We start from the raw sequence: 15,307 nt of genomic DNA, 5'->3' as shown, positions 1-15,307 counted from the left end.
GCGCTCTCGGACTTCCGGGGAAAACTTGGTTACCTTCTTGTTCATGGCTCCATTCTCTCAAGAGTTGGAGCCTCCACAAAACCCGGGGCGGTTCAAACCATCTCAGCACGATCTTTGCGCGGCGCCCACCCAGCGAATTTCCACCTCTAATCCAGAACAAGCTGAGTATTCGACCATCCTCCATCGGTGCGATCGGTCGCGTTTTGTACGGTCCAAACCTCAGATAGTTCGAAGAGAAAGGCATGCTGCAGGCCAAAAATGCAGAAGGCCGCACCGAAAGGTGCGGCCTTGATTGAAAAGGCATGTCGACGCTGTCGCGGTGCTCGTCCTCTAGAAGCAAGCGGAGCGGCGCTTAGGATTCGCTTACCTAAATGTTGCTCCTCCAGCGACTATCGTAGAGTCGACGATCTACGTGGCTGTCACGCTAAATCGGTCACCCCTATATTCATTCTCGGTCGCAAGAGCATCTTCTTCCTTCACGTTCGCGATCAGCCTTGCGGCCGTTCCGATTCATAAAGTACGCGAATACGCAAAGCAGGAAAGTAATTCCTAATATAAAAAATCCCAATCCCATCATATTCCTCCGTCTGCCGACGTTAGTAGGCAAAGAGTATCACTGAGGCCTGCGGTGCTTCGCCGCCGGAATTGCCGCCCGTGATGTCATGGTGCGGCTCACCAAATTGCACTCGTCAGCCGGCGAGTCGCTTAACACTTCCTAGCGGGTAGTGAGCCTGTATCCAAGGTAGCCGAGTGCAAAAAGTATGATCAGACCAAACATATCCACTCCTTATTTCGAGGTTATCGATCGAATCCGAATCGCCATCTTCTAAGCCACTGGTGCTGCGTCTGCGTCACAGGCGCCTGCACTGCTTAGGCCAGAAAGCTACATGTTTTGTCTAGCTTTCCGGTTGTTACATGTAGACGCCTAGGAAGCGCGCAACCAACACACCAAGATAAAAAATGCGCCCCGCAAGATGTACCAGCCTCCGACTGCGAAGAAACAGCCGAAGCTAGAGACGGTGCCCAATAACTCAGCAGCACCATGGAACCCCTCGCTGTAGATCCATGCTGAAGCGAGCCACATCAGGTAAAGGGCAAAGGCAATCACGGCTCGCTGCAAGAAGTGATGCCAGCCTCTGAACAAAAGCCATAGTTTCGCTAAACGGTTCATCGCTCCTCCTTCGCTCGCCGCGAAAATTCATACGTGATATCACCGAATTTCCAACCGGCGATCGCCACTGCGACGAGCGCGGTGAGATAGAGCCACGTGAGAGGTTCAGTCAGACGGTCACCGTGCAGAATTGCGCAAAGAAGTCTGTATTCCATGTCTGTTTCTCCTGTTGAGGTATATGCACCGGCGCGTAGCGCGATCGCGACGTCACAGATGCACAATTCAGGATTGCATGCCTGTTGCAAAGTCAAGTCGACGCTTAAGGAATTGCGCGCAAAAAATTCGATACTTCAACGGACATGGGTACGCGGATAGCGAACTTGGCTAACGCCAATGTGATATTTGCTGGAAGGCAATTGTTCGGACGCACGCTGCAATGGGGAGGACGACGCACGCGGGCTCATTGAGCTGAATTGATCGGTGGCCGCTAGTCTGTGCCAGCGCGAATCGGATATCCGGCTGCCTCTGCGAGTCGGGGCGACGCTACTGAGCTTTCACGTCACGAATGCAAGCAACGGGTGCTTGATGAGGAAGAAAGTTACGCGCGCTTGAGGGTTACCGAGATGTCCCAGCACAGTCGCGCGCGTCCTACGGCAGGTAGGCTTTTTTTATCGACCGGGTCACGATGAAAGCATCTCCATTCGGCGAATTTGAGAGGATGCGCCTCACCCTACAGGCAAAATCGCCACGACGGTGTACGAGCAAATCGTACTGCACCTCGCAAAGTATTTTTCGACATATCGAGTCCGAATCGACAGCTCATTGTCAATCGGCTAGAGCCATCGCAGTAGGAACGGCAGCAGAACCGGCACGACAAACGCCGTAAACACGCCGTTCAGCCCCATACCAAGTCCCGCGAACGCACCCATTTCCTCGCTCACCTGAAACGCGCGCGCGGTGCCGATACCGTGCGACGCGACGCCAATCGCGAAACCTCGCACCTCGGTTTCGCGCACGCCCACGGCATTCAGAATCCAGCGCGCCGTCACCGCGCCGAACACGCCCGTCGAGATCACCAGCACCGCCGTGAGCGAGGGAATACCGCCCACCTTCTCGGCGACGGCCATGGCGATCGGAGTCGTCACCGACTTCGGCGCAAGCGATGCCAAGGTCTGCGGCGTCGCGCCCAACAATTTCGCAATCCCCACCGCTGATACGATTGCCGTCAACGAGCCGGCCAGCAGACCACCCAGCAACGGCAGCGCGGTACGTCGCAATTTGTCCCATTGCCGATAAAGCGGCAACGCTAGCGCCACGGTCGCGGGCCCAAGCAGGAAGTGCACGAACTGCGCACCCTCGAAGTAGACGCGATACGGCGTAACGGTGAGCTTGAGCGCAATCACCACGATCGCCACGGCGATCAGCACGGGATTCGCGAGCGGATTGTGCTTCGCGCGCGCATAGACGTTCAGCGCGATCAGATAGGCGACCAGCGTAAGCGTCAGGCCCAGCAACGGCGACGCAGCGAGATACACCCAGATGGCGTCGAGCTTGTCGATCGGCAGATGCGAATTCACGATGCACCCTCCTCGACGTGACGACGTCGTTGCCGACGCAACAATGCGCGTGTGACGAGTGCAGTAACGGCGATACCCAGCGTCGTGCTCACGATGAGACTCGCGATCACCGCGAACGCTTCGCCACGCACAGCTTGCGCCGACACCATGATGCCCACGCCCGCTGGAATGAAGAGCAGCGAGAGATGGCGAAGCAGTTCGAGCGCAGTGGGTTCGATGGCCGTGGCGGCGGCGGGACGCATCATCGCAAAGGCAAACAACAACAGCATGCCGATGACGGGACCGGGAACGGGCAGCGAGAAAACGTAGGAAACGCTCTCGCCGAGACACTGGAAAATCAGCAGGACGGCAAGGGATCGGAGCATGGTCGGGGCGTTGCTGGACAGGCAGCATGAAAGCTTGCGATGCGCCGCCAAGTTTACAGGAACGTTGCACGCGCGGCAGCGTGCGCCCCATCTAATCAGCGCGGTGCGCGCGGATCGAAACGCATCCGGATCGATTCGAGCTCCGCAGGCAAACGCTTCGAACGCGGCTTGCGGCGCGGCAGATCGACAAAACCCAGACGCCGATACAGCGCCGCCGCGCGCGTATTGCTCGCCAGCACGTCGAGCACGATCTCGCGGGCGGGCGTATCGAGTCCACGCTCGACCTTGCCCAGCGCGTGCGCAAACAGCGCGCTGAACGCGCCAGTACCGCGCGATTCTTCACGCGTCGCGCAGTGTGCGATCAAAGTCTGGGCCCGCTTCGGCTTGGGCAATTCAGTTTCGAGCACGAGGCCGCGCAGCAGCATCGGCACCGTGCGCAGCAAGCCGAAGTGGCGCAGCAGCGTGAAGACCACATGCGGATCGTCGGCGAGAATGCGGCGACCGTCGTGCGCCGCCAGCACGGCGACGATCTCGCCGTTGGCATCGACGGCGACTTCATGACGACGCCACGAAAAGCGCCCACCGTTAAGCCCGAAAGCAAAGGCCAGAAACGTGATGCAGCGCTCGGGCGACACGCCCAGAAAGAACTCGAACTCATGCTCGCCCGAAGCGAACACGAGCGGCGCGCACACGAACGCGTCGCTCGCACGCGCGGGACGGAATGTGAGCGTCTGCGCCTGCGTCGCGATTGAAGCCGATACCGTTGTCATTGCAACGTTCCTTTATGCCCTGGCGAGGCGTGCAAGTGCCGCGACCGTACGCGTAATCTGCTCGGGCTCATGCGTCGAGCAGATGAAAAATCGCAGCCGCGCGGCGCGTTCTTCCACCGCCGGATAAAAAATCGGCTGCACGTTGATGCCTTCGTCGAACAGCGCGTTGCACCATTGCGCGGCCTTCAGCGAGCTCCGCGTGATGACCGGCACGACGGCGTAACCCGCGCTCGTGCCCGTATCGAGTCCGGCGGCGCGCGCTTCAGCCAGAAACTGATGACCCCGCGCCTTGAGCGACGCAACCCTCTGGGGCTCGGCCCGCAGGCGGTCGAGCGCGGCAAGCGACGCCGCCGCAAGCGTCGGCGCAAGGCCTACGCTATACAGAAAGCCCGGCGCGAGATGACGCAGCATATCGACCAGCGGCTGGCAGCCCGCGATAAAGCCGCCGCAACCCGCCAGCGTCTTGCTCATCGTGCCCATCCACAGATCGACGTCCTGCGGCGCGACGCCCGCATGTTCGCGGATGCCGCGCCCGGTTTCGCCGAGCACGCCCAACGAATGCGCCTCGTCGACCATCAGGAACACGCCGTGACGACGACGGATTTCCACGAAGCGCTCAAGCTCCGGAAAGTCGCCGTCCATGCTGTAGAGACCTTCGATCACCACCAGCACATTGCGATATTCGTGGCGCACGCGCGCGAGCAGGCTGTCGAGTTCCTGCCAGTCGTTGTGCGCGAAAGCGAGGCGCTTCGCGCCGCTCAGTTGCGCGCCCTGCACGATGCTGTTGTGCGCGAGCGCGTCGTGCACGATCAGATCTCCATGACCGAACAGCGCGCCGATCACCGTCACATTGGTCGCATGGCCGCTCACGAAGGCGACGCAATCGTCGGTTTCGTAGAAGTCGGCTAGCGCGCGTTCGAGATCGCGCTGCACGGGGCGCTCGCCCGCCACCATACGGCTCGCGGAAACCGACGTGCCATAGCGCGTGATCGCGCCTTGCGCCGCCGCCATCACCGCTGGATCGGAAGCGAGGCCCAGGTAGTTGTAGTTCGCGTAGTTGATGTACTCGCGCTCGCCGATGGTCGTGGTCGCGCCCGCCATGCCTTCGTGCACGCGGAAAAACGGCGACTGCACCTTGAGCGTCTCGCCCATCTCTTTCATCAGCTTGACCTGCTGATAAAGCGGCATGGCTTCGAAACGCACGCGCGCATCGAACGATGCGCCTTCTACGCTGGTCGCTTTCTGATGCGCGACAACGCCCGACGGCTGCGCCGCTTCGTTCGAGACGCGCTCCAGTTGGCGCTTGAGCGCCGCGGCAGCGAGTTGCTGCCGGATCTTTTCACCTACGCCCATCTGCGCGCGATTCCTTGTTTGATTTGCGTGCGCGCCGCTCAGGCGTCGCACTCGGCCCATGTCCACGCGTCGCGCTCGGCGAGCAGCGCGGACAACAGCCGCCAGTTCATTTCATGGCTCGGGCGCAATGCACTCACGCGCGCCAGCAGCGGCGCGCCAGCGAGCGCGAGATCGCCCACGAGGTCGAGCACGCGATGGCGCACGAACTCGTCCGGAAGACGCATGCCGCCGATCACGCGATTGCCCACGATCGAGGCCGTGCACGACAGCCGCGCCCCGCGCAAAATCGGCGTGCGCTTCACGTAACCCGCCGCGATGGCGGGCAGCGCCCATTTCACGCGCCCGTACGAGCGTGACGGCGCGATCTCGCGCGCGAATACGTCGGGCGTGAGCGCGCCTTCCCAATGCATGTCGCCAAAACCCTTGAGGTCGTTGCGCACGCTAACTTCGTAACGCTCACATGGCTCGATGCGCATCTCACGGCGCTGCGAACCTTCGCCGTCGGTCACGACCACCGGCTTCGTCACGCGGATAAAGCGTTGCGGCTGCGCAAGCGCCGTGCGTCCGCAGGCGCGGATCGCGTCGATCCAGGGCGCTGCGCTGCCATCGAGGATCGGCACTTCTTCGGCGTCGAGTTCGACGATGGCGTGGTCGATGCCGCACACCAGCAGCGACGCAAGCAGATGCTCGACCGTGCGCACGCCTTCGCCCTTCGTCACACCATCGCGCGTGCGCAGCATCGTGCAAAGCGGCTGCGCCTCGCGCAAAGCCGGATCGGCGCGCAGCGTGGCGACTTCGCGGCCCGCTTCGACGCGGCGAAACACGATGCCGTGAGCCGCCGTGGCGTCGGGCACCGGCAGGATGCGCACGTTCACGCGGCGGCCCGTATGCAGACCGTGGCCCGCCAGCGTCAGTTCGCGCGCGAGCGTGCCCTGCGTGTCGCGCCAGCCCTCAGGCGCCCTCATTCGACCAGCTCCTCGACAGCGGGCGTGGCCGACGTCGAAGGCTCGACCTCGATCGCATGCTTGCGCGCGAGCGCCGCGGCCGCTTCGGTTTGCGCGGCGTTCTGCGCGGCGTTCTGCGCGTCGGCCTGCGCTTCGAGCGGCGAATCGGCGGATTCGGCGTCGGCCTCGATCGATTCGACGATGCGCGCCGCCAGCGAGCGCACCGTCGCGCCTTCCGCGATCGCCATCACCGAAAGCTTGACCTCGAAGGCCTCTTCCACCGCGAGGCCGAGCTCCATGCCCATCAGCGAATCCATGCCCATATCGAGCACGGAACGCTCCAGTTCCACCTTTTCCGGCGCAAGGTGCAGGATGCGCGCGATCTGTGTGCGCAGCGTTTCTTCCACCAGCGCGAGCGCTTCGGCATGCGGCAGCGCCGCGATGCGCCCGCGCAGTGGCTGACCGCCATCGCTTGCCGGTTCGTTCGCATTGCGCGTGCGCAGCGCCGCGTAACGGCGCGCGCTGGCCGCGGGCATACCGCGCGAGAGCGCCTGCCAGTCGAGGCGCACCACGGCCTCGCCCGCGCCGCCCGCCACCAGCACGCGTTCAAGCGCAACCAGCGCTTCATCCGACGAAATCGACGCGCCGCCAATACGCGATTGCAGCGCCTCGCGCGTTTTCTCGTTGCGCGCCAGGAAGCCGACGTCGTCGAGCGGGCCCCACGCCATGAAGGTGCCCGGCAGACTCGCAGCGCGTCGCATTTCCACCAGTGCTTCGAGGAAGCTGTTCGCAGCCACGTAGCTCGACTGGCCCGGATTGCCAAGCGCCGTCGTCGCCGACGAATAGACGATGAAGAAGTCCAGCGCGCAATCGAGCGTCGCGCGATGCAGATTCCACGCGCCCGCGAGCTTCGGCGCGAGCACGGCTTCGAAACGGGCGTCGTCGAGATTGCGCACGAGGCCGTCGTCGATATGCATCGCCGAATGCAGCACGCCCTTGAGCGGCGTGCCGCGTGCGGCGATCTGCGCGACCAGCGCCTGCACTGCCGCGGCGTTCGTCACGTCGCAGGACACCACATGCGTCTGCACGCCGTACTCGTCCTTCCAGCGTGCGACTTCGGCGAGTGCGGCGTCGTTCAGCGTGCCGCTACGGCTCGCGAGCGTGACATGACGCGCGCCGCGCGCCACCATCCAGCGCGCCGTCGCGAAGCCCAGACCACCCGTGCCGCCGATGACCAGATACGCGCCGTTCGCATCGCAGCTCAGCGCTTGCGCCGCGTGCGTCGCACCGCGCGTCGGCGCAGGCGTGCCCGCCGGATAACCGACCAGCACCTTGCCGATCTGACGCGCCTGCTGCATGTAGCGGAATGCTTCTTCGACGCGCGCCGCCGGGAACAGGCGATACGGCAGCGGATGCAGCACGCCATCGGCGAAACGCTGCATGACGGCTTCGAACAGCCGCGTCGTCAGCTCGGGCAGCGCGCCCATGAGCTGATCGGCGTCGATGCCGAAATAGCTGATGTTGTTGCGGAACGGCCGCAGACCGATGCGGCTGTTCTCGTAAAAGTCACGCTTGCCCAACTCAAGAAAGCGGCCGAACGGACGCAGCGTGTCGATGCTGCGCACCATCGCCTCGCCCGCGAGCGAGTTGAGCACCACGTCCACGCCCGCGCCGCCGGTCGCGTCGCGCACCTGATCGGCGAACGCAAGGCTGCGCGAATCGAACACGCGATCCACGCCCAGCAGGCGCACGAATTCGCGCTTCTCGCGGCTGCCTGCGGTCGCGTAGACCTCCGCGCCCAGCAGACGTGCGAGCTGGATCGCGGCGATACCCACGCCGCCCGCGCCGCCGTGCACCAGCACGCGCTCGCCTTCGCGCACGCGCGCCAGCTCGACGAGCGCGTACCAGGCGGTAAAGAACGTGGTAGGAACCGTCGCGGCCTCTTCGAACGTCATCGAAGCGGGCTTGCGCGTGACCGCACCCGCCCGCGTGACAACACGCGTGGCGAACGAAGCCGGCGCGAAACCGAGCACGGCGTCGCCAGCCTTGAACGTGGTCACGCCAGCGCCAACGCGCGTAATGCGCCCCGACAGTTCCATGCCGACGGTCGCGCCCGCAAAGCCGGTTTCAACGGCTTCGTCGGAAAGCAGGCCCATCGCGTACATCACGTCGCGGAAATTCAGGCCGGTGGCGACCGGTTCGATTTCGACTTCGTCGGCTTCGAGTGCGCGCGGCACTTGCGCGAACCATTCGAGGTTGCGCAGCGAGCCCGGCGTGTCGAAGGCGAGCACGGAGCCTTGCGCGGTCACGCCCTTTTCCGGCGCGCGACGTTGCGCCTGCGCCGCATCCAGCATACGCGGCACGAAACGGCCACGCGCGTTGAGCAGCACTTCTTCTTCGACATCGCCCGCCAGCAGTTCCAGCGCAAGCGCTTCGAGGGCGTTTGAAGATGCCGCCGATACGTCGATCAGGCGGCAGCCCAGTTCGGGATGCTCGTTCGAGAGCACGCGGCCCAGGCCCCAAAGCGTCGCCTGTTCAGCGCGCCGAGGCGCGCGATTGTCGTCGCCTTCGAGCGCGAACGGCGAACCGTCCTGCGTGACGATGCTCAGTTGCACCGGCAGCGCGGACGCACCGAGTTCGCGCACAAGGCGCGCGAGTGCCACCGAAGTCGTGCGCTGCGCCTGCATGAGCGCGGTGCCGTCGGCATCGACGGGCAGCGCGGCATCGGGCGCGACGAACACGAGATGCAGCGGTGCGCCATCGCGCGCGGCGCTGATTGCGTGCAGTGCGGTCGCGACTTCGGTTTGCGCGATGAGTTCGACATCGCCGCCGTGTGCGCGCAGTGCTTCGGCGAGACCGGCGGCGCGAGCGTCCGCCACGTCATCGGCGTGGACCAGCAGCCACGGCGCTTTCGCCGGTTCTACCGCCACAGTGGTGTTCGTCAGCTGACGCATCGGTGCGCGCGCAACGATCATCGCGGGCGTACCTTCGATCTCGTAGCCCTGTTCCGCGAACGACACGACATCGGTGAAACCGGCGGCTTCCAGCAGGCGCACCAGATCGGCGGCATTCAGCGACGATGCCGCACCGGCACGCACCGGGCCGAAGACGATATCGGTAAAACGACCGCGACGCGGTTCCGCCAGCGCGACGAACGCGCCCGGCGCGAGCCAGCCGCGCAGCGCGGTGAGCGCCGCGAGCGGGTCGTTCTGACCGGCCAGCAGGCAGTTGGCGATCACGAGGTCGTAAGGGGCATCGTCGTCGCTTTGCAGCGCCAGACGTCCGCCCGGCTCGCCCGCAACCAGCGTGACGAGGCGCGCGCTATGACCGCCCTCGGCTGCCAGCGCCGCCTGTTGCGGCGCGGTGCAGGCGATGGCGTAATCGCAGCGCGCGAGCGGCAGCGCGACTTCGAGCGGACGCGGCACATCCACATCCGAGCGGCCGATCTCCAGCACACGCAAACGGCGCGGCGCTTGCCACGAGGCCACCGCGCGCGAAGCGAACGCGGCGATCAGGGCGCGCACATGCGACCACGTCGGCGACGCTTCGAAGAAGTGCTCGACCAGACTCTTGCTGGTCGGCGACATCAGCTTTTCGGGCGCCATCTCGCCCGAGAGCAGCGCGGGCAGCGCCGAGCCGCAATGCGCGAGCAGCGTGAGTTCCGCGACGTGCGCGGGCGACTGTTCGAGCAGGCTGTGCCAGAGTTCATCGACCGGCGGCATCGCCTCGCAGGCCTCCGGATCGCGCACGAGCAGATCGCCCTCAAAGTGCGCGAGACCGTCTTCGACCAGCATCGAGGCCAGACGCGCGGCCAGTTCCGGCAGCGGCCCGAACGCAAGGCCCGGCGTGCGGAATGCGCCGATCTTTTCGAATGCGCGCAGTGCATAGCCGCTGGCGAGCACGTCGACGAGCGGCAGCACTTCGGTCAGATGCATCGCGCGGCGCTTCTGCGCGTCCTGGCCGTCGTGGTTCGCCAGCACGCGCTGCGCTTCTTCGAGCAGCGCGGCGGGCGCGGGCAACGCAGACGCATCGAAGCCGCCGGGAAGCGGGCGCGCTTCGAGGTGATAGGTGTAGCGCGACGGTGCAGCATGACGGCGCGCCTGGAGATCGACGCGGCGGAAGCGGCACTGCGCCAGGCGCGCGACCACGCGCGCGGCGCTGTCGAGGAAATGGAACGAGACGACCACCGAATGCGGACTGCGGCGCTCGACCACGGCCAGCACCTGGCGGATCGTGTCGCCGCGCAGATAGTCGATGCGGCCGAACTGCACCGGCAGCCAGGCGGCGCGGTCGCCGTTGTTGGCGGCGGTCAGCGCGAACAGCGGATGGAAGCCCGCATCGAGCAGCGACGGATGCAGGTTGTAGCGCGCGAGATCGGCGTCATCGGCGAGTTGTGGGGCGGCGAGTTCGGCCAGCACCGCGTCGCTGGACGCACGCACGCATTGCACGCGGCGGAATTGCGGGCCATAGGTCAGGCCGATCGATTCGGTGGCCGCGTACAGCGTGGGCGCGTCGATGGCCAGTTGCGTCGACAGCGATTGCAGCAGGCGCGCGTCCGGCGCGGTGTTGGCATCGAGCGTATTGCCGCTCGCCAGCAGTCGGCCGACCACGTTGACCGACCACGCGTCGTCGCTCATGCGCTCGCGCGTTTCGATCGTGAACGCCGCCGTGCGCACATCGATGACGAGGCGGAACAGCTTGGCGTGATTCGCCTGGAACACCACCGGCTGACGGATTTCGACGTTTTCGAGCGCGCAGGTGTCGGTCGCGAAGAACACGCGCGCTGCGGCCAGCGCCATCTCCACGAAGCCTGCGGCCGGATAAGTCACGCCGCCATCGACGACGTGATCGGCCAGATACGGCAGGCGCGTCGGATCGATATGGTTTTCCCAGCCGAATGCGTGCTCATGCAGGCGGTAGCCCAGCAGCGGATGCACGCGATGGCGGTTTGCAAGGCCATAGCCTTCGACCGTCGGCACCAGCCAGTAATGTTCGTGCTGCCACGGATACGCGGGCAGCGCCACCGGATCGGTATCGGCGACGCACGGCACCAGACGTTCGCGATCGACGCGCGCGCCATGAGCTACTGCGGCGAGCACCGCGCGATGCAGCGTCGCGGCGCTGTCGTGCTGACGCTTGAGCGTGGGCAGCGGCGCTCCGGTCTCCTTGAGCGCGGCGAGCGTCTGCTTCACGTAGGTGCGCAGAATCGAATGCGGGCCGACTTCGACAAAGAGACGCACGCCCTCGCCCACCAGATGCGCGATGGCGTCGCCAAAGCGCACCGGCTCGCGGATATTGCGCCACCAGTATTGCGCGTCGAGTTCGTTGCCTGCGAGCGGTGCGCCCGTGACAGTCGAGACGTAACGACGCGTAGCAGCGCGCGGCGCGATATCCGCAAGACCCTCGCGCACCGGCGCTTCGATGCCGTTCATATGACGGCTGTGGAACGCGTAGTCGAGATCGAGCAGCTGATAGAAGCGGCCCGTGGCCTTGAGCGCGGTACCGATCACGTCGAGCCCCGCGAGCGAACCCGCCAGCGTCACCGACTGCAAGCTGTTGATACCGGCAACTTCGACATCGCCGGTCAAGCCTTGCTGCAGGATCATTTCGCGCGCTTCGGACTCGCTGATGCCGGCGGCGGCCATGCGGCCCGTGCCGCGCGTGAGCGCCTGAGCGCGGCTGCGGATCTTGACGACCTGCACGGCATCGGCGAGCGTCAGTGCGCCCGAGGCCCACGCAGCGGCCACTTCGCCGACGCTGTGACCGACGCATGCGTCATAGGCCACGCCATGCGCTTCGATCACGCGCACGATGCCAACCTGGATCGCGAACAGCAGCGGTTGTGCGTGTTCGGTAGCGGCGAGCGTTTCATTGTCTGCGCCCGCTGCGAGCATGGCTTGCAACGACGGGCTGCCGTCCGCGCACCAGAGCGCATCCACTTCTTCGACTGCCGCGCGGAACACGGCGTCTTCGGCAAGCAGTTGCTTGCCCATGCCCGCCCATTGCGAACCATTGCCCGAGAACACCAGCGCAATCGGTGCATCGTCAGCCACCACTTCCGCGTGGACCAGCGCGGCAGGCGCGATCTCGCCCTGCGCTTCTGCGTTTTGCGGATGCGCCAGCGCGGCGAGCGCCGCCTGCGCTTCATCGAACGTTGCGGGCGCAATGATCGCGCGATGTTCGAGCCATTGGCGACGATGTGCTGCTGCGGCAGCCAGCGTGCCCCACGACTGGCCTGCATCGAGGCGTGCGAGATAGCGCGCGGCGAGCGTTGCGAGTGCGCGCTCCGAACGTGCGGTGAGCACGAGCGGCGCGAAGCCTTCTGCTTGTGCTTGCAACTTGATTTCAGCTTGCTGAGCGGGCGCTTCCGTCAACACGACGTGCGCATTCGTACCGCCAAACCCGAACGAATTCACGCCGACCACCAGTTCGCGGCCATGCGCGCCAATCGGCGTCATGCGCTCGACCACGCGCAGATGACCACCCGCGAAATCGATATTCGGATTGGGCTTTTCGAAATGCAGCGAACGCGGCACCGCACGATGCTTCAGGCACAGCACGGCCTTGAGCAGCCCCGCCATGCCCGAACCCGTTTCCAGATGGCCGATATTGGTTTTGACCGAACCGATCAGCAGCGGCGAATCCGCATCGCGGCCCGCGCCGACCACATCGGCGAGCGCGCGCGTTTCGATCGGATCGCCCACCGCCGTGCCCGTGCCGTGCGCTTCCAGATAATCGACGGTGCGCGGATCGATCTGCGCGCGCGCGTAGACCTCGCGCAGCAGCGCCGCCTGAGTGGGCGTGCCCGGCACGCTGATGCCGCCTTGCGTGAAGCCGTCCGAATTGACGCCGCTGCCTGCGATGACCGCGTGAATCGTGTCGCCGTCCGCGAGCGCGCGCTCAAGCGTCTTCAGCACCACGACCGCGCCGCCTTCGGCGCGAACATAGCCGTCGCCGGTGGCGTCGAACGCGCGGCAACGCCCGCGAGGCGACAGCATCGACGCCTTCGAGAAGCCGACAAAACCGTAAGGATGCAGCAGCAGATTGACGCCGCCCGCGAGCGCCATGCTGGCGTCGCCGGTTTGCAGCGCCTTGACGGCCTGATGCAGCGCGACCAGCGACGACGAGCACGCCGTATCGATCGACATGCTCGGCCCGCGCAGATCGTAGACCCACGAAATGCGGTTCGAGGCGATGGAGAGCGTGTTGCCGGTGGCCGAATACGGATCGACGGTGTTCAGGTCGTCCATATTGCGATTGCCGTAGTCCATACTGGCCACGCCCACGTAGACCGCGCAATCGCTGCCGCGCAGCGCTTGCGGACGCATGCCGGCGTCTTCGAACGCTTCCCACGTCAGTTCGAGCAGCAGACGCTGCTGCGGGTCCATCTGCGTGGCTTCACGCGGCGAAATGCCGAAGAAAGCCGCGTCGAAACCGGCGACATCGTCGAGCACGCCTGCAGAGAACGTGTAGCTCTTGCCGGGCTCGCGCTTCGACGGATGCTGATAGAACTCCGTGCCGAAACGATCGGCGGGAATCTGCGTGACGGCGTCTTGCTCGTTTTCGAGCAGACTCCAGAATTCGTCCGGCCCGGTGACCCCACCCGGGAAACGGCACGACATACCCACGATTGCGATCTTGCTGTTCTTCATAGCTGCTCTGTTCTCTCGGACATGCTCGCCGCGACCTCGCGCCCGCCCGCCGACTCCATCGTGTGGAGCAGCGCGGCGCCGAGATCCTCGACGGCTCTGTCTTGCTTCCTGGCCGGCCGATCTCCGAAATTCCGCCAGATGAAGTAATGACTGCGGCTCGGTACCGTGCCGAGCCGTTCGAATACGTGCGGTAACGCGGGAACATGATCGCCGTAGAAACACAGCACGGTGTCGCGGCGGCGCGCGCGCAAATGCGCGAGCAGCTTGCCGATCATGGCGTCCGCGTTCGCGATGTGACGCAGATACGCGGTGAGATCCTTGTACGCGGGATCTTCCCCAAGGGTGTGATAACGGCCGGATTCGCCTTTTTCTACAGTTTCCAGATGAAGCGGACCGTGATTTTCCATCGTCATCGCGAAGATGAACGCGGGTTTCGAGCGCGACGAGTCTAGCTCCTTGACGATGAGATCGGTAACACTGTCGTCCGAAATATACGGCCCAGCGCGACGAGCGCTGGCGAAGGCGCGGATGTCCAGGAAACGGTCGAAACCTAGCAGCGGGAAAACGCGCTCGCGGCCGAAGAAGTCGGCGTAGTACGGGTGGATGGCGACGGTTTCGTAGCCAGCTTTTTTAAACCCGTTCGCGAGCGACGCGCAGGCGCGGCGGACGAATGCGTACGGGTAGAAGCGCGCGTAGCCGAGTTTCGACGATGAAATGCCGCTGAGGAGCGCGAATTCGGAGCGCATCGTATTGGCGCCCCACGCAGGGACTTCCAGTTGGCCGTGAGTGGCCGATTCTCGCAGCGCAGCGTCGAAATGGCTGTAGAGCGAAGGTTCGATTGCCGTGCTTGACTCGCGCGCGTCGAAGAAGGATTCGCTCTGGATGACGATGATGTCGGGACGGTTCTTCGGCTCGAAGGCTTTTGCGAATGGGCTTGTAAGCACTGCGCGTTCGAAGGCGCGGAACGTCGCGCGGCGCATGCCGTTGAGCAGGTACGCGACGAAGACTGCGAAGAAGCCGTGGCGGTGTTGGTCTTCGAGCGGATCGAGCGTAAGACGCAGGCGCGCTGCGAGTGCGTAGCCGAGTGCGAGCCATAGCGCCGCCGTGGCCGCAGCGCCCGCTGCAATGGGCGCGCTCGCCGCCGGATCGAAACAGAAACCCGCCGCCACGGCCCCGACGCCCACGACGATCGCCACCACCGCCCCCGCGCTCAAAAACGGCAGGTAAAGACGCGGATGCGCGAAAAGCTGGCTGAAAAGACTTAAATCGGTAAAAACAAACGGCTCGCGCAGCGAAGCGTATTTGGCATTGCTCACGGTGCTCACGAGCGCAACCAGCGCGAGCGCCATGAACGCCGAAAAATGCGGGCGCCAGGTGAGCGCTAAAAACAGGCTCGCGAGGAAAAGCACGCTGGTGATGTGCAGCGAAATGGCGAGCAACGGGCGGCGCAAGGCGGCCCGCGGGAGCGCGATCGCGTCCGCGGCGAACGACAGCACGACGGCTGCCGCAAAGGTGATCGCGATCGACAATGCCAC

The 15,307-nt window shown here is 64.7% G+C and carries 9 protein-coding genes; all 9 read right to left on the bottom strand.

The window, feature by feature from the left end; all coding sequences use genetic code 11:
• Positions 1-925 precede the first annotated feature (925 nt).
• Positions 926-1,171, bottom strand: a complete 246-nt coding sequence (locus F4827_RS34930) for a hypothetical protein (RefSeq protein ID WP_221303683.1) — start codon at positions 1,169-1,171, stop codon at positions 926-928.
• Positions 1,168-1,326 (bottom strand): hypothetical protein, encoded by a 159-nt coding sequence (locus tag F4827_RS14350; RefSeq protein WP_183724598.1) that lies wholly within the window; start codon positions 1,324-1,326, stop codon positions 1,168-1,170. The genes F4827_RS34930 and F4827_RS14350 overlap by 4 nt, the downstream gene beginning before the upstream one ends.
• A gap of 618 nt (positions 1,327-1,944) precedes the next feature.
• Positions 1,945-2,688, bottom strand: coding sequence for an LrgB family protein (locus F4827_RS14345; RefSeq protein WP_311673432.1), 744 nt, complete (start codon positions 2,686-2,688; stop codon positions 1,945-1,947).
• Positions 2,685-3,053 carry a CidA/LrgA family protein gene (locus F4827_RS14340; protein ID WP_183724597.1) on the bottom strand — a complete coding sequence of 123 codons (369 nt, stop codon included), beginning with the start codon at positions 3,051-3,053 and terminating at the stop codon, positions 2,685-2,687. The genes F4827_RS14345 and F4827_RS14340 overlap by 4 nt, the downstream gene beginning before the upstream one ends.
• A 95-nt stretch (positions 3,054-3,148) precedes the next feature.
• Positions 3,149-3,823, bottom strand: coding sequence for an N-acetyltransferase (locus F4827_RS14335; RefSeq protein WP_183724596.1), 675 nt, complete (start codon positions 3,821-3,823; stop codon positions 3,149-3,151).
• A gap of 12 nt (positions 3,824-3,835) precedes the next feature.
• Positions 3,836-5,176 (bottom strand): aminotransferase class I/II-fold pyridoxal phosphate-dependent enzyme, encoded by a 1,341-nt coding sequence (locus tag F4827_RS14330; RefSeq protein ID WP_183724595.1) that lies wholly within the window; start codon positions 5,174-5,176, stop codon positions 3,836-3,838.
• Between the two features lie 38 nt (positions 5,177-5,214).
• Positions 5,215-6,141: a UDP-3-O-acyl N-acetylglycosamine deacetylase gene (locus tag F4827_RS14325; protein WP_183724594.1), complete on the bottom strand. Its 927-nt coding sequence runs from the start codon at positions 6,139-6,141 to the stop codon at positions 5,215-5,217.
• The gene (locus F4827_RS14320) at positions 6,138-13,772 is read right to left on the bottom strand and encodes a type I polyketide synthase (RefSeq protein ID WP_183724593.1); all 7,635 of its coding nucleotides are present in this window, start codon (positions 13,770-13,772) and stop codon (positions 6,138-6,140) included. Before F4827_RS14320 ends, F4827_RS14325 begins: the two co-directional genes overlap by 4 nt.
• Positions 13,769-15,307: an LTA synthase family protein gene (locus F4827_RS14315; protein ID WP_183724592.1), complete on the bottom strand. Its 1,539-nt coding sequence runs from the start codon at positions 15,305-15,307 to the stop codon at positions 13,769-13,771. Before F4827_RS14315 ends, F4827_RS14320 begins: the two co-directional genes overlap by 4 nt.

Source organism: Paraburkholderia bannensis (assembly GCF_014200455.1).
Taxonomy (GTDB): domain Bacteria; phylum Pseudomonadota; class Gammaproteobacteria; order Burkholderiales; family Burkholderiaceae; genus Paraburkholderia; species Paraburkholderia bannensis_A.
Note: the sequence above shows the minus strand (reverse complement) of the source record. Positions and strands in the feature narration are given on the sequence as shown.

Bases quoted from the DNA above. Each gene is read 5' to 3' on its own strand.
- F4827_RS14320 (WP_183724593.1), bottom strand. From the start codon at position 13,772: ATGAAGAACAGCAAGATCGCAATCGTGGGTATGTCGTGCCGTTTCCCG.
- F4827_RS14325 (WP_183724594.1), bottom strand. From the start codon at position 6,141: ATGAGGGCGCCTGAGGGCTGGCGCGACACGCAGGGCACGCTCGCGCGC.
- F4827_RS14340 (WP_183724597.1), bottom strand. From the start codon at position 3,053: ATGCTCCGATCCCTTGCCGTCCTGCTGATTTTCCAGTGTCTCGGCGAG.
- F4827_RS14330 (WP_183724595.1), bottom strand. From the start codon at position 5,176: ATGGGCGTAGGTGAAAAGATCCGGCAGCAACTCGCTGCCGCGGCGCTC.
- F4827_RS14350 (WP_183724598.1), bottom strand. From the start codon at position 1,326: ATGGAATACAGACTTCTTTGCGCAATTCTGCACGGTGACCGTCTGACT.
- F4827_RS34930 (WP_221303683.1), bottom strand. From the start codon at position 1,171: ATGAACCGTTTAGCGAAACTATGGCTTTTGTTCAGAGGCTGGCATCAC.
- F4827_RS14335 (WP_183724596.1), bottom strand. From the start codon at position 3,823: ATGACAACGGTATCGGCTTCAATCGCGACGCAGGCGCAGACGCTCACA.